The sequence below is a fragment of the Shewanella sp. DC2-4 genome (assembly GCF_013248875.1).
Classification (GTDB): domain Bacteria; phylum Pseudomonadota; class Gammaproteobacteria; order Enterobacterales; family Shewanellaceae; genus Shewanella; species Shewanella oncorhynchi.
Genome location: NZ_JABRVR010000002.1, coordinates 3,800,532 through 3,819,905 on the forward strand (window position 1 = coordinate 3,800,532; position 19,374 = coordinate 3,819,905).

Sequence of the window (19,374 nt, forward strand, 5' to 3'; positions counted from 1 at the left end):
CCATCGAGCAGAGGTTTGCTCACTGATTTGATTACTTTTTTAGTTATAAAGCGTTAAAACAGCGCCACCATATCTTCAAAATACACGGCATACGCTGAATACACTGCTCATCCACAGAGATTGTTATCCCGAAAGAGGTAGGTGGGTATTGTGGTAAACCACATGGGGAAGCTCGGTGTGATCTACCGCAACTAAAACCTAAGACTGACCTTGAAATACGTGAATAAGATCAATAGGTCTTAAAAAACGGACAGAAAAAGCCGCCAGCTTTGGATACTGGCGGCTGAGAAGAAAACTGACATTTCAATCAATTGCGATAACACTCGTGGGATGAGCATCACTATGCTGAGTGAAAAGCTGAACGAAAACCTACCATAATCCTTAATCCATTAATTCTATATCGAGGCAGTTGAGTAGCCGAATCGCTTCGTCGCGGCTAAACTTAGCGCCTTTGATTTTATTGTTAAAAATGTCGATATCGTAATTGGATGCCTCGCTGAAATCCGCCTCCAATAATTGAGTTCGGCCAAACAGACTATGACTAAAATCCGTGTAGGTGAAATTGGCTTGATTAAAACTGCCCTCGCGAAAATCGACATCGTGGGCCTTACACTCTTCGATGATAATTTCATCGAGGGACAAACCTAAAAATGAGCAATCATTTAAGATGGATTGCTTAAAGGAAAAGGGCGCGGCAAAGGATAAACGCGACCACGCGGCGCGGGTCCAATCGATACCGACTAACTTACATTCTTCAAACTCCACCCCGCTGAACTGACACTGGGGCACTTTCACTAAACTTAAGTTGCAACGCACAAAGCGGCAATCGATAAACTTGCATTTACGGAAAGTGCTCTCGCTAAAATGGCAATCTTGAAAGCAGCAATCCTCAAACTCGATGCCCTGTAGATCTTGTGCTAATTCCGACAAGCCATTGAACTGTTTTGATAAAAAACTATTGCCTTGCAAAGCCTCGCTTTGCGCTAGTTGCGATGGCGCAAGCACTGATTGTGTAAGCTGTGGCACTTCTTTCTGTGACGACATAACACCTCTAATCCTGCCCAATCCCCAGCAATAAAATATGCAGGGCAATTGGGCTAGATACTGCTTATTATTGACTCTCTGATACGAGGCTTGAGACTCACCGGCTAAATGCTCGCGATGAGTTCCTCAAGCTGATCGGTCGCCTTAGACCAACCCTGATGAAACCCCATATCCTCATGATTCTGCCTATCTTCGCTATTCCAATGCAGCACCCGCGCAGTGTACTTGGTCTTACCATCTATAGGTTCAAACGTAATGGTTGCCGTCATAAAGGCTTTATCGGACGGCACCCAAGCCTCAGTAAAGGCATCGGTAAATACGATGCGCTCATTCTCAACCACCTCGAGATACACGCCACGATTCGGGAAATCCTGTCCCTCAGGGCTGCGCATCACGATCACATTTGAACCACCGGCACGCACATCTAAGCTCGCGCTAGCCACAGTCCACGGCCTTGGCGTAAACCAAATTTTAAGGAGTTCTGGCTCGGTCCACGCGCGGAACAGCTTTTCTGGCGGCGCATCGATAATCCGCTCTAATACTAGCTCTCGTTGATTATCATTATGTACATGCTGACTTGTGCTCATATTCCCTCCATTGGATATTTGGCTTGATGTTCTTGTCGGCTGCAGCTACGTCATAAGCTCGCACATCAGCGCGCTAAAATACAGCCCTTCAACATTAGCTCGTCCGCAGAACACCAGCCCTCCATGATGCTCAGCACTGAGTGTTCGCGCGTGATTCCCTTGCAAATCCTTACGCCCGCTAGACTCAAACCACAAAACTATATAAATGGCTGTGTAAAGAGCTGTGTAAAGAACGATGCAAATAGCCGTGGCAAATTTTGTCAAAAAAGGTAGAATGACGCCACTTTTTCGCGGCAGTCTAGAACAAGGTTCTCTCGGATTAATGGTTAGCATTTTCGAGCAAAATGGCACGGGCCCAGCCCGCTTTCGCAGACCACTTTCACTGTGGTGCCAACCTTGCCCTGCGTTTGTTCCCTCCCTTGCATTATCTCCTGCTGACACAATTCAAACACCGCCCGAAACTACAATTTTTGCTGTTCAAGATTTAACATCAAACCCCGCAAACTGGCTGAATGCTTTACGCCCTAAGCTAAGTGCGAATAATAAAGCGGTTGCAATGAATCTGGCTGTTGCTAACGCCATAGTCCATCTGCAAACCGACACTTATAAAAACCTTATCCCTATACTCTCTATCCTAAGGAATACTCGTCATGAGTCTTGCTGATTCCGTATTAGCCGTAAATAACGATTTGCCAATCCGCACCGACAGCCCAGTCCACAGCGGCAAGGTTCGCAGCGTTTACTGGCTAACCGATGCCGACAGCCGCCGTTTAATCAAAACCAAGGGTTATAACGTCCCCGAAGATACCCCGCTCGCCATCATGGTGATCAGCGACCGTATCTCGGCCTTCGACTGCATCTTCCACGGTGAAGGCGGCCTCAAAGGCATTCCCGGTAAAGGCGCGGCATTAAATGCCATCTCTAATCATTGGTTTAAGCTATTTGCCGAAAACGGTTTAGCCGACAGCCATATTTTAGATATTCCACACCCGTTCGTATGGATAGTCCAAAAAGCCCGCGCCATTAAAGTCGAAGCCATTTGCCGCCAGTACATCACAGGCTCAATGTGGCGCGCTTACTCTAAGGGCGAGCGAGTATTCTGTGGCATCACATTGCCAGAAGGCTTAGAGAAAGATCAAAAGCTCCCTGAGCTGTTAATCACCCCATCAACTAAGGGTATTTTAACCGGCATCCCAGGCGTGCCAGCCCAAGATGACGTGAACATCAGCCGCAGCGATATCGAAGCCAACTACCAAGCCTTTGGCTTTGAAAAGTTAGAAGATATCGACCTGTACGAGAAGCTGTTAAAAGATGGCTTTAAAGTGATTTCAAAAGCACTGGCCGACATTGACCAAGTGTTTGTCGATACCAAGTTCGAGTTTGGCTATGTGACCGACAAAGATGGCAACTCAAAGCTGATTTATATGGATGAAGTCGGCACCCCAGACTCATCACGTATTTGGGACGGCGCCGCCTACCGCGATGGCAAGATTTTGGAAAACTCCAAAGAGGGTTTCCGCCAGTTCCTGCTAAATCATTTCCCTGATCCTGATGTGCTGCTCAACAAAGACAGAATGCCAGAGCGTGAAGCCCTCGCCCGCGACAATGACCTGCCACTTGAGGCCATGATGCAAGTGTCACGCACTTACACCGGCGTTGCCGAGAAAGTGACTGGCGCTCCAATCCCGCTGCCAGCGAATCCAAAGGCAGATATTATTAAGATACTCAAAGATGAGTATGATCTGATTGTGTAATAGAAAGTTGTAATCAAATCTGAGGTTTTGGGTGGTTTACCCATAACTGAATAGTAGAAAAGGCGCTTAGGCGCCTTTTTGTTTAAGTCATTCACAAACTTAACCAATACACCGCTGATAATTAAGCACTGTCATTCCAGTGACACGCCATAAACTCATCCATGAGGGCTCGACGACGGCATCCATGCCGTCAACGGTCACTTACATGCCAATGCTTAATCCCGCCAACCCATCTAGTAATCTGTATGCCTTCTAACAAGCATGCAATCAGGAAATTTAACAATGTCTGGCTCGTTAAAACCATGATTAAAAAAAAATATGCATGTCCCATCTTTGATATTCAACTGGTTATGAACAATGCATTAAACAAAACGAGCAGAAATCATGCGCATGCGTACTTTCTACCCAGAATGATTTTTGCTATTGTATAAATCGAATTTTAAATCAGTAGTTTGTGAATAAATTTACCAAGTGGTCTGAGGTGATATTATGCGCATGCACACGATACAAATGTTATACGCACAATCGTAATCAGCTATTTCCGAGGAATTTATGTTAGAAGATGGAATTTTTGAAATTAGACTAGATTATAAACCTGCAACGGGTAGCGCAGATCGTGTCTTTCTCGCGATGGCTGGATACGTAAGTGCTTTTGAAGAATTAGTGCATGTCGTAGGCCACAGTATTGATCCTGAAGCTGATTTTTCTTATCAATTATCAGCTGTTGAAAAAGGATCTATTAAGGCTGTATTAAATTGTGCATCAATCATAAAATCCTTCAGTAAAACACTATGTAAAATCCCAGAATATATCGCAGGTTCTATGATTGAACTTGATGAAATAGATTCTGAAGAAGACATTGAAAAAATAGCTACACACTTAGAAGATAGAGTAAAAAGCTCTATAGACATTAGATTTCCAAATGAGTTAAACATTAACAGAGTACGCTTAGCCGAAGGTGTTAAAAAACTTGTGAAAGCTTCAGAAAGACTAATAGACGGTGAAACTATTGATATAAAATCTGGATGCAGTAATCTTGTATATTTAAATACTAAAATTCGATTTGATAAAGACCCTAGTTCTTTATTTATTGAAATTCTTCGAGAGGTAAAAACGACAGAGACTTTGTTAATCAAAAAGCCTGTTTTTTTTGGTGATGCCATGTGGGATTTTAAAAGCATTGAAAGATGTAAATCTTTTTCAGCCCCCTTATTAGATGAACAATGGCTCAAGCGATATCAAAATAGAGAATTGGCACATATAGACCCAGGTGATGCAATTATTGCATTAGTGTCATATGAAGCCCATAAGGAAAAAGGTGCAAAGCGCTTCTCTTTTTCAAATCACAAAATATTACACGTAGAACGCCAAATTAGAAGCGAAGAATTACAGAAAAATTTAGATTTAGATTTAGAGTACAATAGTGATGAAGCGTAAGCCACAGGGTGCAGCAATGTATTTAATGGCATCGTATTTATTTGTTATATTGCCATTTGTTATTCTTACAATTGTTAAGTTTGCACAAGATCAAACTAGTGAACTTTTGTTACTTTCAGATTGGTCAATTGCATCAAGCATTATTTATGGTCAGCTTATTGTAAAATTAACGACTGCGCTAGCAGCAACTAGTAAGTCTAAAAAAATGCCAGGGATAACCTTTAACATCACTTTTTTGGTATGTCTTGGTTTGACAATCAATATAGTTGTGTACGTTTTGATGTTGGTCATGCCGAGTCAGAATATAGGTATTATTCAACTAATATTATTTGCTGTCGCTTCAATATTTCACTTTATTTATGGTTCTGCTGCTTACCATATTAATAAAGAGCAAACAGCGCAATAAAGTGCGTATAGCAATTTGCTTAAAAGATAGGATATGCATAACTCTTTTAGGTTTAACAGCAGACTCCAAGACCCCAGAAGTTCAACTTATCCTGCGAAGTTGCTGAAGGGTGTTGAAGGGTGTTGAAGAAAATAGTGTGATGCAAACAGGACGTCTGCATAGCTTTCAGGGGGAAGGGGCGAATGAAAATCGGTGATTTTCGCGCTTATGAGCGAGAGGCAGGGACTGCCGAACTGGGGTGCTTTACATGGATGTAAAGCGGAGCCATCGGAAGCGTTAGCTATTTTCGAATAAGCACGAAGCCACTAACTAATGCATGTAACTTCGCTAGGGACGCCGGGGGATTTCCAAAAGGGGAATAGGCGTTTTTTCCCTTTTGGTCGGGTGTGGGGTGAAGCCCCACGACGTTGATTTTGACTTTGATTTAAAAAATAAAAACTCGGAGGGGCTTATTAGTAATATAAAAAAGGTGTGACACTTAACGTGTCACACCTAGATAATTAATATTTAAATTATAAATATTAACAACGAATAATTAGAAGCGATATTCAACACCGATACTGGCTTGATTAAAGTCTGTATCTGTTTTTCCGCCATTGGCGACGCTATCGACATTAATATCTGCATCATACCAAGTGTACTCAGCATTAATTAAAAATCGATCTGTGACTTTAAATGCCACACCGGCGCCGGCGAATACACCTTCACCATCGTCATTGCCAGAAAAACCGACGACGTCATAATCTGTCGAATACCATAACTGACCACCTTTAGCATATAGCTCTACTCGGTCTGCAATGGGAAGCATGACTTTAAGGGCTGCCGTATAACCATCGGTTTCGGCATTGGCTAAACCATTACCATAATCACCAAAGTTAATGTAACTACCTTCAAGAGCAAGGTATTTATTAAACTTATAACCAACAAGGCCCTGCATTACATCACTATTATCATCAAAATCATCATCGCCATCGACTTTTAAATAACCGTAGTTAGCGCCGACATAGATTCCGTTTTCTGCGGCATCACTGTTGCTCATGTTATCTGCATGAGAATATGCACTAAAAGAGGCTAAAGAAATAATGGCAGCTAAAGTAAGAATGGGATTTTTCATAAAGTACTCCTAGTTAATTATTTAAATACACTAAGGACATTACAAAAATAATGCCAACCTCGCAAAACCACACTCAGTTCAATACATAATGAAAACAATAACCTTACTTATCAATGCGATATATTTATTTTTAATATTTTAAATTCAAGTTAACTATTTTTTATAAAACACATGAAACTTTTTTTCATACTTACACTAAAGCCGTGCTAATTCTGTCTTAATGTATTTATTTCCTGTGAAATTGTAACTATTTCATAGGCAATAAAATAAACATACAATTTTATTACATTCAATTAATTCTATTATCATTTCTATTGTGCGGCTTCTTTATTAAAGCAAGTTTATCAAAGCAGCTTTAACGGGAATACTGTGCGGCAGCGTTATGAACAAGAGTTATGGATGATGAACTGATTATTAAGCATGGACGTTATTTGGCAAGGAATATCCAAAAGGGGAACTGGTACCTTCCCCTTTTGGTCGACTCTTGATGAAAAATCAGGAGTGAAGTCTACTACTTTCATTTGGGTTTAAATAAAAACAGACTGAAAGAGAAGCGAGATTTAACGAGTAACAGTGACATTATGAGCAGGCCTTCTGTTACCAACCTTCAACAAAAGGTCAAATCTTCACGCAAACAAACAGCGCGTTACCTGATGCTAAATCCCACGGGACAATTCTTTCATAATCGTGTTCGAAAACATGCACTTCAAAATAGGGCGCTAACAATTCCTGCAGCTCAGTGAAGCTGGTAGCGACCATAGCATGTTGGTCTTGCCATTGCTCAATACTGTGGACTTCTTGTAAGCCCACTTCTTGCAAACCTGCGGCGTGTAACCCGGCTTCCAGCGAGCTTAAGCCTTTCATATCAGAGACAGGTAAAGGCGAGACCTCAGCAAACGGCTGACTGCTTTTGGCAATACTCAACTTTAATGACTGTTTCTCACCTTGCCCACTGTAATGCCAGCCGGATTCGAAGGCGAAATGGCTACCATCAAACTCGGCAAAATGCTTAACCGAACTGGTGTTATCGATTCTGTGCTTATCGACAGTATTAAAACAAAACAGCCCACCGTCATTAAGTGCGCTATGCACACTGGCGATACAGCTTTTAAGGCGTTCGATGCAAGCACTGTAATGGATGGAATATAAAAAACAGGTAATCAAATCGACGCGCTCTTCTAAATAAAAAGCCGTCATATCTTGGAGGTTAAACTGAGCTTCAGGACAACGACGCATGGCCATGTCTAGCATAGGCTGATTAATATCAAGGCCACTGCACTGATAACCAAGGTCGATAAAATGCCGCACATGCGGACCAGTGCCACAGGCTAAATCAAGATGTTGCTTACCATTATTGCCGAGGAACTGATGCAGACGATGGATACTCGCGCTCTGTTGCTGGTAGTTGATATCGGAACACATTAAATCGTAATAACCGGATAAATCGGTATAGAGCGCGTTGGAAGACATAGTAGCGAATAGGTAACAAGGGCAATTTTAGGTGGCGCATGATATATCAGTTAGCCGATATCAGAAACAAAGAATTATCCATCGAGTCTCAGCACGTGTTATCACTCTAATCGTGCAACGATATCAATCCACCTAACCATTTACTTTGGGGCGTGAAAGCTCAGCTCATCATAGGAACTTAAATATTCGAGTTGTGGTTTGGCAAAATAATACCCCTGAAAATACTCAATCCCTATTCCAGCGAGATAATTAAGTTCGGCTTCTGTCTCAATGCCTTCGGCCAAAACTCTTGTATTAAGCTCTAAACAAATACGCAGTATTTCATCCACAGCTAACTGCTTTTCTCTATCGAGATCGATATCACGGATCAAGGTCATATCAAGTTTTAATACTTGAGGGCGCAGGGCTTCGAGCCAGCTTAAATCAGCAAAACCACTGCCAAAATCATCGATTGCCGTGATAAAACCACGCTTAGCATAGCTCTCGAAGATACGGACTAATTTTGCCCGATCGACAATTTGCTCGCCCTCAGTCACTTCGAACATGATTTTGTGAATATCAAACCCATACATGTCGGCGGCTTCAATCGTCGCGCGGATACAGGTCTCAGGGTTATATACGGCATTAGGTAAAAAGTTGATACTGAGCATCTTATCGAGTCCCAGCTTTGAAGCGGTTTCTATCGCTTTAACACGGCAAGCCTGATCAAAATAGTATTTATTATTTTCATTAATCCGCTCAAACACCCACGCAGCCCCTTCACCATCAGGGCCTCTGACCAGAGCTTCATAACCGCTAATCTCACGACTAGGCCAATGGATAATAGGTTGAAATGCCATTCGAATTTCAAATCCTAATGACTTACCACTTAAGCAATCCATGCAAGTTTGTTGCTTTATTCGAGCGGGAAAATCCATAAACGGCCTCCTAAACATTAACCTTACTAGTGTGAGGATAAATACTTAAATTTGCCAGTTTTTACTGTTCATCATCCTAATAAAATCCATCACATATTAGAGTGAAGAATGCTATTTCCAAAAATATAAAACGATTGTAAACGACATAAAAAAAATGGATGAATCCCAATAGGAGCTTCATCCATCACCATAGGCCTCAGACTGATTTACTTCAGTTTATAAACCACTTCAACTCTATCTTCTATGCTCACTTGACCGTACTGATAGCTCTCGGCGGCGCCCATGGCATCGGCTTTAGCGCTCATACGCAACATGACAGGTTGCACAGGGCGTTGATCGTAATAACGGATCTGCCAAATCTTACCGAGATTTTCACCAAAGCCTTTAGCCAAAGATTCGGCTTTTTGTTTGGCATCCACAATCGCAGCTTGACGTGCCTTGGCGACGTATTCAGCTTCTTTGCTCGACTTAAGGGCAATGTTATTGACCCGATTCATGCCCTCTTCTAAGGCTGAATCTAAAATAGCGTTCAAGCGGCTTAAGTCTGTTACCGTCACGGTAATTTGGCGACTGGCAGTATAACCCGTCAGCTCAGGTGCCTTATCCTCCACATACACATATTGCGGTTGAAGATTTAAATTCGCGCTCTGGATCTGATCTTTAGTCACACCCGCTGTGGTGAGACGGGCGATAAACTTAGCCACGGCGGCATCGGAATTATCCTTGGCGGCTTTAGCGGTTTTTTCGGTCACGGCCACTTCCACATTCACATCCGCCATATCAGGCTCGACTTGGATTTGACTCACACCCATGGTTTCAATATGCGGGAAATCGACCTCAGCGGCGAGTACCGCTGGCGCCATAAACGCGCTAGAAAAAAGACCACCCGCCACCAATACCGCTAAAAGAGAATTTTTCATAACTTACTCCAAAATAATGTGCTTATACCTAAACCACTTCAAATAGAACGCATATTCAAAACGAGACGGCTAAAACGACTGTGTCGCTTATTTAGCGCTTAGGCTATCAGTAAAAAGTGCCAATACTTGTGCCAATATGTAACAGCATCAAGAAATTGTCTCTTGTCCCTATAAACGCGGCCAATTTTAAAAAGGGTTAATTTTTCTGAAAAATGTTTAGCGCTTTTTATCCAGATGAGTTCGACCTTGGATCTTTGGCTTGTCTTCCTATATCCACACCCAAAATAGGCCTTAGGGTTAACTGGCATATTCAGCGCCCCAGTTGTACACTTTTCAGCCAAAGCTACTGTACCTTTTAATCACTTCAGGTATAATCCGCCAACTTTTTTAAGGCGGCTTATACCTCAGCGAGAAACCATGACAGTTGAAACTTTTAAACCCAAGCAAACGACCACGCTTGATATCCCAGTCAAAACATTAGAAGCAGCAAGCACTAATGCTGTTACCACTGGGAATCGCATCGGTTTCGTGTCTTTGGGCTGCCCAAAAAACCTCGTGGATTCAGAGCGTATTCTGACTCAGTTACGCATCGACGGCTACGAAGTCACTAATAGCTACGACAATGCCGACTTAGTTATCGTCAATACCTGCGGCTTTATCGATGCTGCGGTGGAAGAATCTCTGGATGCTGTGCGTGAAGCCTTAGAAGAAAACGGCAAAGTGATCGTCACTGGCTGCCTTGGCGCCAAAGAAAACCAAATCCGCGAAGTGCACCCAGATGTGTTAGAAATCACTGGCCCACACAGCTACGAAGCGGTGTTGAAGCACGTTCATAAATATGTGCCTAAGCCAGAGCACAACCCTTTCACCTCGTTAATCCCACAAACTGGGGTTAAGTTAACGCCTAAGCATTACGCTTATTTAAAGATTTCAGAAGGTTGCGACAACCGTTGTACTTTCTGCATTATCCCTTCGCTACGTGGCGATCTCGACAGCCGCCCAGCGGGCAGCATCTTAGATGAAGCTAAGCGTTTAGTGGAATCAGGCGTACAAGAAATTCTAGTTGTGAGCCAAGACACCTCGGCCTACGGCAAAGACAAAGGCGGTCGTACCGATTTTTGGAACGGTATGCCAGTCAAGCAAGACATTACTAGCCTAGCGCGCCAACTGGGTAAAATGGGCGCTTGGGTGCGTCTGCATTATATCTATCCCTACCCATGGGTTGACGATTTAATCCCGCTAATGGCGGAAGGTTTGATCCTGCCGTATTTAGATATTCCAATGCAGCATGCTAGCCCGCGCATTCTCAAGATGATGAAGCGTCCAGGCCGTGTTGACCGTCAGTTAGAAGCGATTCAACGCTGGCGTGAAATTTGTCCCGATCTAGTGATCCGCTCAACCTTCATCGTCGGCTTCCCTGGTGAAACCGAAGAGGATTTCCAAATCCTGCTCGATTTCTTAAAAGAAGCATGTCTTGATCGCGTAGGTTGCTTTAAGTATTCTGAAGTCGATGGCGCTGTCGCCAACACTATCGCCGAGCTTATCAGCGAAGAAGTTAAAGAAGACAGATACCACAGATTTATGGAACTCCAAGCCGAGATCAGCGCCGAGCGTTTAGCCCGTTTCGTTGGCCGTACTTTAGATATTCTGATTGACGATGTCGACGAAGAAGGCGCCATTGGCCGCAGCTTCGCCGATGCACCTGAAATCGACGGCATGGTGTTTATCAATGGTGAAACTGAGCTGGAACCCGGTATGTTGGTTCGTGCCCGCATCACCCATTCAGATGAACACGATCTGTGGGCTGAAGTGGTAGATGCTGACTCCCAAGACTAAGCTGTTCTGATAGAGGACAGGCTATGACTCAAAAAGCGAACCTCTGGTTCGCTTTTTGTTTTTTATCATTCGATGCACCGTAAACATTAACACTGCGAATGCTTCACCATCCTTACTCCACTGTTTGGCCTCACTATCTCATCACACTGTTTCTTTTCATTATCTTGGATCACTATCTTGATTCATTGCCAGCCTCAATTTCGCTGATTTATCAGCAGCTAGGATGAGACGTTATGAATTAAGCATTAAGCATCGGGTCCCAACATCTTATTGGCATCGACCCAAAGCTCGAATTCTTCTGCCGTGACAAACTCAAGTTCTAATGCCGCTTGGCGCAGTGTCTTATGCTCGCTATGGGCTTTTTTGGCTATCTTAGCGGCCTTTTCATAACCGATATGTTGATTAAGCGCCGTCACTAACATGAGTGAGTTCTCCACATGCAGCGCGATTTGTGGCTCGTTCGCCACTATGCCGACCACGCAATGATCATTAAACGATTGGCAAGCATCCCCCAATAAGCGCCCCGATTGCAGCACATTGGCAATAATCATCGGCTTAAACACATTGAGCTCAAACTGACCATTGCTGCCGCCAATCCCAACGGCAACATCATTACCCATGATTTGCGCGCACACCATAGTCATAGCCTCGACCTGAGTCGGGTTCACTTTTCCCGGCATGATCGACGAACCGGGTTCATTTTCAGGCAGTAATAACTCACCAATGCCACAGCGCGGGCCAGAACCTAACATCCTAATATCATTTGCGATCTTCATTAAACTAACCGCCGCCACTTTATAGGCCGCCGACAGGGAGACTAATTCATCGTGGGCAGCAAGGGCAGCAAACTTATTCGGCGCCGTCACAAAGGGCAAGCCCGTGAGTTTTGCGATATTGTCCGCCACCTTAACGGCGTAATCCTTGTGTGTATTCAGCCCAGTGCCCACGGCGGTCGCACCTAAAGCTAACTCGGCTACACGCTTGAGACTGTGCTCAATGCCTTCGATGGCATGACTTAACTGCGCGGCGTAACCCGAAAACTCTTGGCCTAAGGTTAACGGTGTTGCATCCATAAAATGCGTGCGACCGATTTTAACGATTTGCGCAAACTCCTCGACCTTCTTCTGTAAACTCTGCTGCAATAACCTCATGCAGGGCAAAACGAGCTCAACGGCTTGGCGATAGGCGGCAATGTGCATGGCGGTGGGAAAGGTATCGTTGGAGGATTGCGAGCAGTTAACATCATCATTGGGGTGCAAGCATTTAACCGCATCGATAAGTTGCCCACCCGAGAGCACATGGCCGCGATAGGCAATCACCTCATTGACGTTCATATTGGTTTGCGTGCCCGAGCCCGTTTGCCAAATCACTAAAGGAAATTGCGCATCGAGTTCGCCTGCAATCAGCTCATCGCACACTTGGGAAATCAGTTGAGCTTTATCTTGGAGCAAGACGCCAAGCTGTTGATTGGTAATGGCTGCGGCTTTCTTTAAATAGCCAAAAGCGTGGATCACTTCGACAGGCATAGATGCCTCAGCACCAATACGAAAGTGCTGCCGCGAACGCTCGGTTTGTGCGCCCCAATAACAATCGGCGGGGACTTTCACCTCACCCATAGTGTCGTGTTCAACTCGATATTGCTGTGCCATGTGCATCTCCTTCGCTAAAACGCTCTAAGCGTTCACCATACTCGCTCAGGGCGAAAGTACAATTAACCTCCAACAAGGAGTATCAATAATAAGGCTGATTTAAGCGTAAAGATTGGCGTAAAGGCAGGTGGAGGAGCATGAATTGGCAGGATTAACGAGGCACTAACACAGCAGACTAAAGCAGCGAACTAAAACAGTAAAAAGCAGATTAACAAAAGCGCAGACCTAGAAAGTCAAAAGGGGCATCGCCCTTGTGCTGATGCCCCTTTCGGTTTTGTGCTTTACGGTCGTATGACCCTTTGCCCTTTTTCGCTTTCTCGGTGCGGGTCCTAAACAAGGGACTCGTCACTAACGCTTTTAGTGCGTTGTCGGTAATGGTGCCTCGACCACTTTCGTGTTCTAAGGGCATATTTTGCGGTTTTTGCTTAGTCATTTTATGCCTCACTGCTTAATGAAAGTTAAGCCCATAGCCTAACAGCGCAAACTATAACGCAATCAAATCAGATGTACAGAGTTTGTGCACTCCAACATAAAAAATGACTTTGACTAGTAGGAAAGTATGATAGATTATTTAAATAAAAATAATATATTAGCTTAATAATCAATAAGATTTTATTAATAGGTTTAGTGAGTGGATTTTGCCATAACCTTTATTGGCACTCAGGTTACACTTTGTAATCGACAGATAAGGAGATCAATTTGGCATCCGTGTTAGTCGCTCAACCTTGGCTCGGCGCACTGCTCTTACTGATAACACTTCAAGCCCCGCTTGCCAGTGCTTTTTCCAGTTCAGACTCCTGCGTGATGACTATGGGGTATCGCACCAGCGAACGCTTACCCTTTATCGGAGACGAGTCCAATAACACGGGATTTTATCACGAACTCTACCAAGCGGCGGCGAACAAGATTGGCTGCAAACTCAATGTGGTACGCGCACCTAAATTACGTATTCTGCGGGATCTCAAACTCGGCAATATCGATTTTTATCCCGGCCTTAATTTCACCGAAGAGCGGGCTCAATACGCGCATTTTATCCCCAATGGACTTTCACAACGTGCGATTGGCATTAGCCGTGCTGGCGCCGCCGATATTCGCTCCATTGAACAGTTAGCCCATAATGAGATGACCCTCTTAATCGCCCCCGGCAGTTATGACTTTGGCGGCTTACCCGACAAAATTAAGGTACGCAAACCGCCTGAGCTAACCGTCCCTAAAGCCTTGGATTATTTACTTTCAAACCAAGGTGACTTTTTTATTTATGATCAAACCACTTTGTATTATTACCTCAAAAATCGTGACCAAAGCCAGTTTAAACTCCACTATCACTACAGCGAATTACCGCAGGAAATGTACCTCGGTTTCTCGAAAAAAAGCCGCCACTACCGCGGTAAACACAACCCCAACTATCGCGCCGATATCCCCATCAGCCCAGATAACAGTCCCACAGTGTTAACACCAGATTCTAAAGTCTTTGAATTTGCCAAAGCACTCGCCGCCATGGATTCCCAAGGTGAAACTCAGCGCTTGTATAGCAAGTATTTTGGCTAGCTTAAATCACAAAAAGTACCGCTAACGCAGAGTTCTATTGGACCTCTTATCAATTGAGGTACCAATAAAGAGCTAAGAGAATCATGCCTAACTGATTAAAAAGTGGAAAACTTGTCTTCTGCTCAAGCCATATTCTGATGTTTTAACTCGCTTTGTTACCCTCTGCGACAATATGCCGCACCTGCCACACTGAGATGCTCTTTATAATGCAGCGCAATTAATCCAAGTGAATGGAAGACAATAAGATGGCTGCAAATTCTGCGTATTTATCTCACCCGTTTAAAACTTCAGTAATTTCCTCATCCCTCGCAATCGCCATGGGTTTATCACTAGCGCCACAGGCCATGGCTGACGACAGCGAATTAGCCAATATTGAACGCTTAGAGGTCCATGGCCAACAGACCGAAAACCGTAACGCCTTAGGTTCGGCTGAAAATCTACTGAAAGGGCAAGGAGTCGATTTCTCCGAAGCGGGCGGCGTATCGGCCCTACCTATCCTCAATGGCATGATGGGCGATCGCATCAAAGTGCTGGTCGATGGTGCGGACATTACTGCCTCCTGTGCAAACCAAATGAATCCACCGCTGTCCTATATTTCCGCCAATCAAGTCACCGCAGCCGAAGTGATTGCGGGCGTATCGCCAGTCAGTGCCGGTGGCGACAATATTGCGGGCGTGATTAAGGTTAGCAGCCTTAACCCTAAATTTGGTGAAAGCGATAGCATCAAGTGGAATAGCGGTGATATCTCAACGGGATATCGCAGTGTGAGCGACACCTTGCTACTCGGCACCAATGCCACAGTTGCCAGCCAAAATGTCAGCCTTAGCTATCAAGGCGCCTATGAAGATGCCAACAGCTATAAAGATGGCAATGGCGATAAAGTCATAGATACTCTATACCGCGCACAAAACCATGCACTGACAGCCGCATGGCGCGATGAGACTCAAGAAGTTGCCATCAAATTGACCCACCAAAATATTCCATTCCAAGGTTTTGCTAACCAATATATGGATATGACGGATAACAAGAGTTACGGTGCCCTCGCCCGTTATCAACTCAAACTCGACGATGACGGTGAATTCAGTGCCCAAGTAAACTGGCACGGCGTGAAACACGAGATGGGCTTTTTCACCCCAGAAAAAACCGGCAAGATGCCAATGAACACTGAAGGTGATGACTACAGCTATCAACTACACTGGCGTTTGCCAATGGGTGATGACAGCACCTTACTGGTCGGCCAAGAATACTATAGCTACCAGCTCGACGATGTTTGGCCTGCGGTGCCTGGCACTATGATGGCGCCCAATGACTACATCAACATCAACGATGGTGAACGCCGCCGCGCCGCCGTTTATGGCGAATGGCAGCAAGATTTAAGTCAAAGCTGGTGGTTATCGGCGGGCGTTCGCTTTGAGTATGTCACCACCAATACAGGTGAAGTCCAAGCCTATAGCAACATGCCTATGATGGGCATGCCCAATGTCGACGCAGAAGCGGCAAAAGCCTTTAATGCGATGGACAGAAAACGTGATGATAATCTGATCGATGCCACCTTACTGGCACGCTATCAATTATCGACCAATCAACAACTTGAGTTTGGTTTAGCCCGCAAGAATCGTGCACCTAATCTGTACGAACGTTACAGCTGGGGCCGCGGCACTATGGCGACCACTATGATAGGTTGGTATGGTGATGGTAATGGTTACGTAGGTAATCCGGATCTTAAACCAGAAACCGCCCATACCCTGAGCGCAGCCTACAAATATAACGATGATAGCTGGCAAGTCTCGACCACAGCTTGGTACACAGCTGTGACTGACTATGTCGATGCCGAAGTCATTGGTAGCTTCAATCGCACCAGTTCGCCTGATGGCAAACGCAATATTCTCCAATTCACTAACTTAGATGCCAATCTCTATGGCGCACGTTTTAATGCGCTCTACCAGTTTGCCGAAACCAGCACAGGTAAATGGCAAGTGTTAGGCAAAGTGAATGTAACCCGTGGCGAGCGAGATGAAGGTGATGAACCTTTATATCAAATCAAGCCGTTGCAAACTGAGCTGGCACTGCAACATCAGTTAGGTCAATGGGAAAACAGTCTTTCATGGCAATGGGTTGCGACCAAAGATCGCGTAGATGACCGCCGCCTTGAAAATGAAACCGACAGTTACTCCTTGCTCAATTTGAACAGCAGTATGAAATGGCAGGATCTGACTGTCACCTTCGCCGTGAATAACCTGTTCGACAGCTACTATGAGCTGCCACTGGGCGGCGTAAGTGTAGCGGAATTTAAGGCCGATAATACCAATGGCTTTAACCAAATTGCCGGTGCAGGTCGCTCGTTCGAACTCAGCGCAAGCTATGCATTTTAACGACTGATTTTAAAGGCACTGTTTTTAACAACATCGTTTTTAACCACATGGTTTTTAACTGCACGGCTTTTTAGGTCGAACAGATCTAATCCGAACGTTAAACAAAAAGGGCAAGCAGATTAAGTGATTAATCGCTTGCCCTTTTTTATGCTCAAACCACATTCATGCTACCAAGACTAAAATACTAGCACTAAAGCACTGAGACGACTTAAGCGCACTATGCAGCACGGCTGAACGAGTGACACTATGGATTAGTTACCCGCAATCTTCATTTCAGATAACAAGATACCGCCGGTACGAATCGATGAGCGCAAATCAAAATCCTTACTCACGGCTTGCACGCCACGGAACATCTCTTTTAAGTTACCCGCGATAGTGATCTCTTCCACTGGATATTGGATCTCACCGTTTTCAACGTAGAAACCCGCCGCACCACGGGAATAATCGCCCGTTACCATGTTCACGCCTTGGCCCATGACTTCGGTCACAATCAAACCTGTGCCCATGTCTTTCACCAATTCGTCGAAGGTTTGGCCTGTGTGGCCAAGCGTCCAGTTATAAATACCGCCCGCATGGCCCGTGTTGGTTAAGCCTAACTTGCGCGCCGAGTAACTGGTCAGCAAATAGGTTTCTAACATGCCGCGGTCAATAATGCGTCTGTCTTGGGTCGCCACGCCTTCACTGTCATAGTTCGCGCTCGCCAGTGCGCCCAGTAAATGCGGCTGCTCTTCGATATTGAACCAATCGGGGAAGATTTGGGTGTTGATCGAATCCAATAAGAAACTGGATTTACGGTATAAACTGCCACCGCTGATCGCTCCGATAAAGTGGCCGATTAACCCTGTGGCGATATCTGGCGCTAATAAAATGGGTAAACGCGTCGTCGCGATCTTGCGCGCACCGAGGCGGCTTACTGTCTTCTCGGCGGTCTTTAAACCTACCGTTTCAGGTGCAAGCATCTCGCTGAATTTACGGGCGATAGTGTAATCGTAATCCCGTTGCATATTGCCTTCGCTATCTTCACCAATCACGCTGCAACTCAAGCTATAACGCGAGCTGCAATAACCGTTTAAGAAACCGTGGCTGTTGCCATACACTTTAACCGCGGTGTGAGCATTGGCACTGGCGCCGTCGGAATTATTGATACGTGGATCGGCATCGAGCGCCGCAGTTTCGGCGCGGATTGCCAGTTGCGCTAACTCATCGGGGGAAATATCTTGTGGATAATACAGTTGAAGATCGCGGATCTGATTTGCCATCAAGGCTTTATCGGCAAGGCCACTGAATGGATCGGGAGAAGTATAACGGGCGATATCGTCGGCCGCTTTCACCGCGAGGGCAATGGCCTCTGGACTTAAATCCGACGTCGATGAACTGCCCTTGCAACCATCGCGGTAAACCGTAATCCCTAAGGCACCATCTTTATTAAATTCAACGGTTTCAACTTCTTTTAAACGGGTAGAAACCGACAAACCTTGTTGTTTACTGATCGCCACTTCGGCAGCGTTCGTTCCTAATTTGTTGGCATATTCCAGCGCCACGGCCACCGCATCTTTCAGCGCGCCTAATTCACTATCGATTCTGTTCAAAGACACAAAGCTACTCTTTCGTTGTCGGCAATTGCCGTAGCATAACAAACACAAAACCCATTCACATTAATTATTAGTGCCGGACTATGGGCTAAGGCACATTCACCTAGGCGATTTTTGGCTGGAGATGTTATTATTAGCCAGTTATTTACTTGAGGTTTTATCTATATGAAGATTGTTGGTGATTCAGAACATTTTAAACAGCCCTACGACATAGATGAAGATTATGTCAGCAGCAAAACAACGGACAAGCGTGATAGCGAAGCCGTGCAAAAAGTCGGTATGGAGCTTGTTTCACTGAGCAAGACTCAGCTAGATAAAATCGAGCTGGATGAGTTTTTGTACGACGCTATCCTGCAAACACGTAAAATCAAGGTCAATACTGAGGCGTATCGTCGTCACATGCAGTATATCGGCAAATTGATGCGTAATTTTGATATTGAGCCTATCAAGGCTTCACTCGCTATCGTGTTGAATAAAAACAACAACGAGACCGCGAAGTTGCAGATGTTCGAAAAAATGCGTGAACGCTTACTCACCCAAGGTGATGATGAGATTCAAACTGTCGTCGAGCATTATCCGCAATTAGACAGACAAAAACTGCGTACTTTGGTGCGTCAAGCCACCAAAGAACTGGCCAAAGGCCCTGAATCAAAATCATCTAAAGAGCTGTTTAAATATCTACGCAGCGAAATCCAAGACTAATTAACTTCAGCCCCACAAGGATGTTG

At 44.8% G+C, this 19,374-nt stretch carries 17 protein-coding genes; 8 read left to right on the forward strand and 9 right to left on the reverse strand.

The features are described 5' to 3' along the window. Positions 1 to 381: 381 nt before the first annotated feature. Together HQQ92_RS17255 and HQQ92_RS17260 are read right to left on the reverse strand one after the other, a co-directional pair. On the reverse strand, positions 382 to 1,044 hold the full coding sequence (locus HQQ92_RS17255; protein WP_173247110.1) for a pentapeptide repeat-containing protein: 663 nt from the start codon (positions 1,042 to 1,044) through the stop codon (positions 382 to 384). A gap of 104 nt (positions 1,045 to 1,148) precedes the next feature. Beyond that, on the reverse strand, positions 1,149 to 1,631 hold the full coding sequence (locus tag HQQ92_RS17260) for an SRPBCC family protein (protein WP_173247113.1): 483 nt from the start codon (positions 1,629 to 1,631) through the stop codon (positions 1,149 to 1,151). Positions 1,632 to 1,866: 235 nt separating this feature from the next. Between HQQ92_RS17260 and HQQ92_RS17265 the strand changes: the two genes are divergently transcribed. The 4 genes from HQQ92_RS17265 to HQQ92_RS17280 all read left to right on the forward strand — a co-directional run bounded on the left by HQQ92_RS17265 (position 1,867) and on the right by HQQ92_RS17280 (position 5,228). Continuing rightward, entirely contained in the window at positions 1,867 to 2,295 is a 429-nt protein-coding gene (locus HQQ92_RS17265; RefSeq protein WP_173247116.1) for a hypothetical protein, read from the forward strand. Further along, a complete protein-coding gene (locus tag HQQ92_RS17270) occupies positions 2,282 to 3,385 on the forward strand; it encodes a phosphoribosylaminoimidazolesuccinocarboxamide synthase (protein ID WP_173247119.1) in 1,104 nt (367 codons plus the stop codon). The genes HQQ92_RS17265 and HQQ92_RS17270 overlap by 14 nt, the downstream gene beginning before the upstream one ends. Positions 3,386 to 3,937: 552 nt before the next feature. Beyond that, positions 3,938 to 4,822, forward strand: coding sequence for a hypothetical protein (locus HQQ92_RS17275; RefSeq protein ID WP_173247122.1), 885 nt, complete (start codon positions 3,938 to 3,940; stop codon positions 4,820 to 4,822). Beyond that, on the forward strand, positions 4,809 to 5,228 hold the full coding sequence (locus HQQ92_RS17280; protein WP_173247124.1) for a hypothetical protein: 420 nt from the start codon (positions 4,809 to 4,811) through the stop codon (positions 5,226 to 5,228). The genes HQQ92_RS17275 and HQQ92_RS17280 overlap by 14 nt, the downstream gene beginning before the upstream one ends. A 535-nt stretch (positions 5,229 to 5,763) precedes the next feature. Here the strand turns inward: HQQ92_RS17280 and HQQ92_RS17285 are convergent. The 4 genes from HQQ92_RS17285 to HQQ92_RS17300 form a co-directional block, all read right to left on the reverse strand. Beyond that, positions 5,764 to 6,342, reverse strand: coding sequence for a porin family protein (locus tag HQQ92_RS17285; protein ID WP_105251308.1), 579 nt, complete (start codon positions 6,340 to 6,342; stop codon positions 5,764 to 5,766). A gap of 618 nt (positions 6,343 to 6,960) precedes the next feature. Then, a complete protein-coding gene (locus tag HQQ92_RS17290; RefSeq protein WP_173247126.1) occupies positions 6,961 to 7,812 on the reverse strand; it encodes a class I SAM-dependent methyltransferase in 852 nt (283 codons plus the stop codon). A gap of 140 nt (positions 7,813 to 7,952) precedes the next feature. Next, positions 7,953 to 8,729: an EAL domain-containing protein gene (locus HQQ92_RS17295; protein ID WP_173247129.1), complete on the reverse strand. Its 777-nt coding sequence runs from the start codon at positions 8,727 to 8,729 to the stop codon at positions 7,953 to 7,955. Between the two features lie 206 nt (positions 8,730 to 8,935). After that, a complete protein-coding gene (locus HQQ92_RS17300; protein WP_173247132.1) occupies positions 8,936 to 9,649 on the reverse strand; it encodes an oxidative stress defense protein in 714 nt (237 codons plus the stop codon). A gap of 417 nt (positions 9,650 to 10,066) precedes the next feature. Here HQQ92_RS17300 and rimO point away from each other — a divergent pair, with 417 nt between their 5' ends. After that, positions 10,067 to 11,485, forward strand: coding sequence for a 30S ribosomal protein S12 methylthiotransferase RimO (rimO, locus tag HQQ92_RS17305; RefSeq protein WP_173247135.1), 1,419 nt, complete (start codon positions 10,067 to 10,069; stop codon positions 11,483 to 11,485). A 245-nt stretch (positions 11,486 to 11,730) separates the two neighbouring features. Here rimO and fumC read toward each other — a convergent pair whose 3' ends face one another. Both fumC and HQQ92_RS17315 read right to left on the reverse strand, forming a co-directional pair. After that, on the reverse strand, positions 11,731 to 13,134 hold the full coding sequence (gene fumC, locus HQQ92_RS17310) for a class II fumarate hydratase (RefSeq protein WP_168825651.1): 1,404 nt from the start codon (positions 13,132 to 13,134) through the stop codon (positions 11,731 to 11,733). A gap of 208 nt (positions 13,135 to 13,342) precedes the next feature. Then, entirely contained in the window at positions 13,343 to 13,567 is a 225-nt protein-coding gene (locus HQQ92_RS17315) for a ribosome alternative rescue factor ArfA (protein ID WP_131523432.1), read from the reverse strand. A 266-nt stretch (positions 13,568 to 13,833) separates the two neighbouring features. On the opposite strand from HQQ92_RS17315, the gene HQQ92_RS17320 reads away from it, so the two are divergent. Both HQQ92_RS17320 and HQQ92_RS17325 read left to right on the forward strand, forming a co-directional pair. Further along, the gene (locus tag HQQ92_RS17320; protein WP_113940065.1) at positions 13,834 to 14,682 is read left to right on the forward strand and encodes an ABC transporter substrate-binding protein; all 849 of its coding nucleotides are present in this window, start codon (positions 13,834 to 13,836) and stop codon (positions 14,680 to 14,682) included. Between the two features lie 245 nt (positions 14,683 to 14,927). Continuing rightward, complete coding sequence (locus HQQ92_RS17325) at positions 14,928 to 17,054, forward strand: TonB-dependent receptor (protein WP_173247138.1); 2,127 nt, start codon at positions 14,928 to 14,930, stop codon at positions 17,052 to 17,054. 251 nt (positions 17,055 to 17,305) lie between these two features. On the opposite strand, the gene pmbA is transcribed toward HQQ92_RS17325, so the two are convergent. After that, positions 17,306 to 18,649 carry a metalloprotease PmbA gene (gene pmbA, locus HQQ92_RS17330; RefSeq protein WP_105251299.1) on the reverse strand — a complete coding sequence of 448 codons (1,344 nt, stop codon included), beginning with the start codon at positions 18,647 to 18,649 and terminating at the stop codon, positions 17,306 to 17,308. Between the two features lie 162 nt (positions 18,650 to 18,811). Between pmbA and yjgA the strand changes: the two genes are divergently transcribed. Next, positions 18,812 to 19,348, forward strand: coding sequence for a ribosome biogenesis factor YjgA (gene yjgA / locus HQQ92_RS17335; RefSeq protein WP_105251298.1), 537 nt, complete (start codon positions 18,812 to 18,814; stop codon positions 19,346 to 19,348). The last annotated feature ends 26 nt before the right edge of the window (positions 19,349 to 19,374 follow it).

Bases quoted from the DNA above. Each gene is read 5' to 3' on its own strand.
- HQQ92_RS17255 (WP_173247110.1), bottom strand. From the start codon at position 1,044: ATGTCGTCACAGAAAGAAGTGCCACAGCTTACACAATCAGTGCTTGCG.
- HQQ92_RS17260 (WP_173247113.1), bottom strand. From the start codon at position 1,631: ATGAGCACAAGTCAGCATGTACATAATGATAATCAACGAGAGCTAGTA.
- HQQ92_RS17265 (WP_173247116.1), top strand. From the start codon at position 1,867: ATGCAAATAGCCGTGGCAAATTTTGTCAAAAAAGGTAGAATGACGCCA.
- HQQ92_RS17270 (WP_173247119.1), top strand. From the start codon at position 2,282: ATGAGTCTTGCTGATTCCGTATTAGCCGTAAATAACGATTTGCCAATC.
- HQQ92_RS17275 (WP_173247122.1), top strand. From the start codon at position 3,938: ATGTTAGAAGATGGAATTTTTGAAATTAGACTAGATTATAAACCTGCA.
- HQQ92_RS17285 (WP_105251308.1), bottom strand. From the start codon at position 6,342: ATGAAAAATCCCATTCTTACTTTAGCTGCCATTATTTCTTTAGCCTCT.
- HQQ92_RS17290 (WP_173247126.1), bottom strand. From the start codon at position 7,812: ATGTCTTCCAACGCGCTCTATACCGATTTATCCGGTTATTACGATTTA.
- HQQ92_RS17295 (WP_173247129.1), bottom strand. From the start codon at position 8,729: ATGGATTTTCCCGCTCGAATAAAGCAACAAACTTGCATGGATTGCTTA.
- HQQ92_RS17300 (WP_173247132.1), bottom strand. From the start codon at position 9,649: ATGAAAAATTCTCTTTTAGCGGTATTGGTGGCGGGTGGTCTTTTTTCT.
- rimO (WP_173247135.1), top strand. From the start codon at position 10,067: ATGACAGTTGAAACTTTTAAACCCAAGCAAACGACCACGCTTGATATC.
- fumC (WP_168825651.1), bottom strand. From the start codon at position 13,134: ATGGCACAGCAATATCGAGTTGAACACGACACTATGGGTGAGGTGAAA.
- HQQ92_RS17315 (WP_131523432.1), bottom strand. From the start codon at position 13,567: ATGACTAAGCAAAAACCGCAAAATATGCCCTTAGAACACGAAAGTGGT.
- HQQ92_RS17325 (WP_173247138.1), top strand. From the start codon at position 14,928: ATGGCTGCAAATTCTGCGTATTTATCTCACCCGTTTAAAACTTCAGTA.
- yjgA (WP_105251298.1), top strand. From the start codon at position 18,812: ATGAAGATTGTTGGTGATTCAGAACATTTTAAACAGCCCTACGACATA.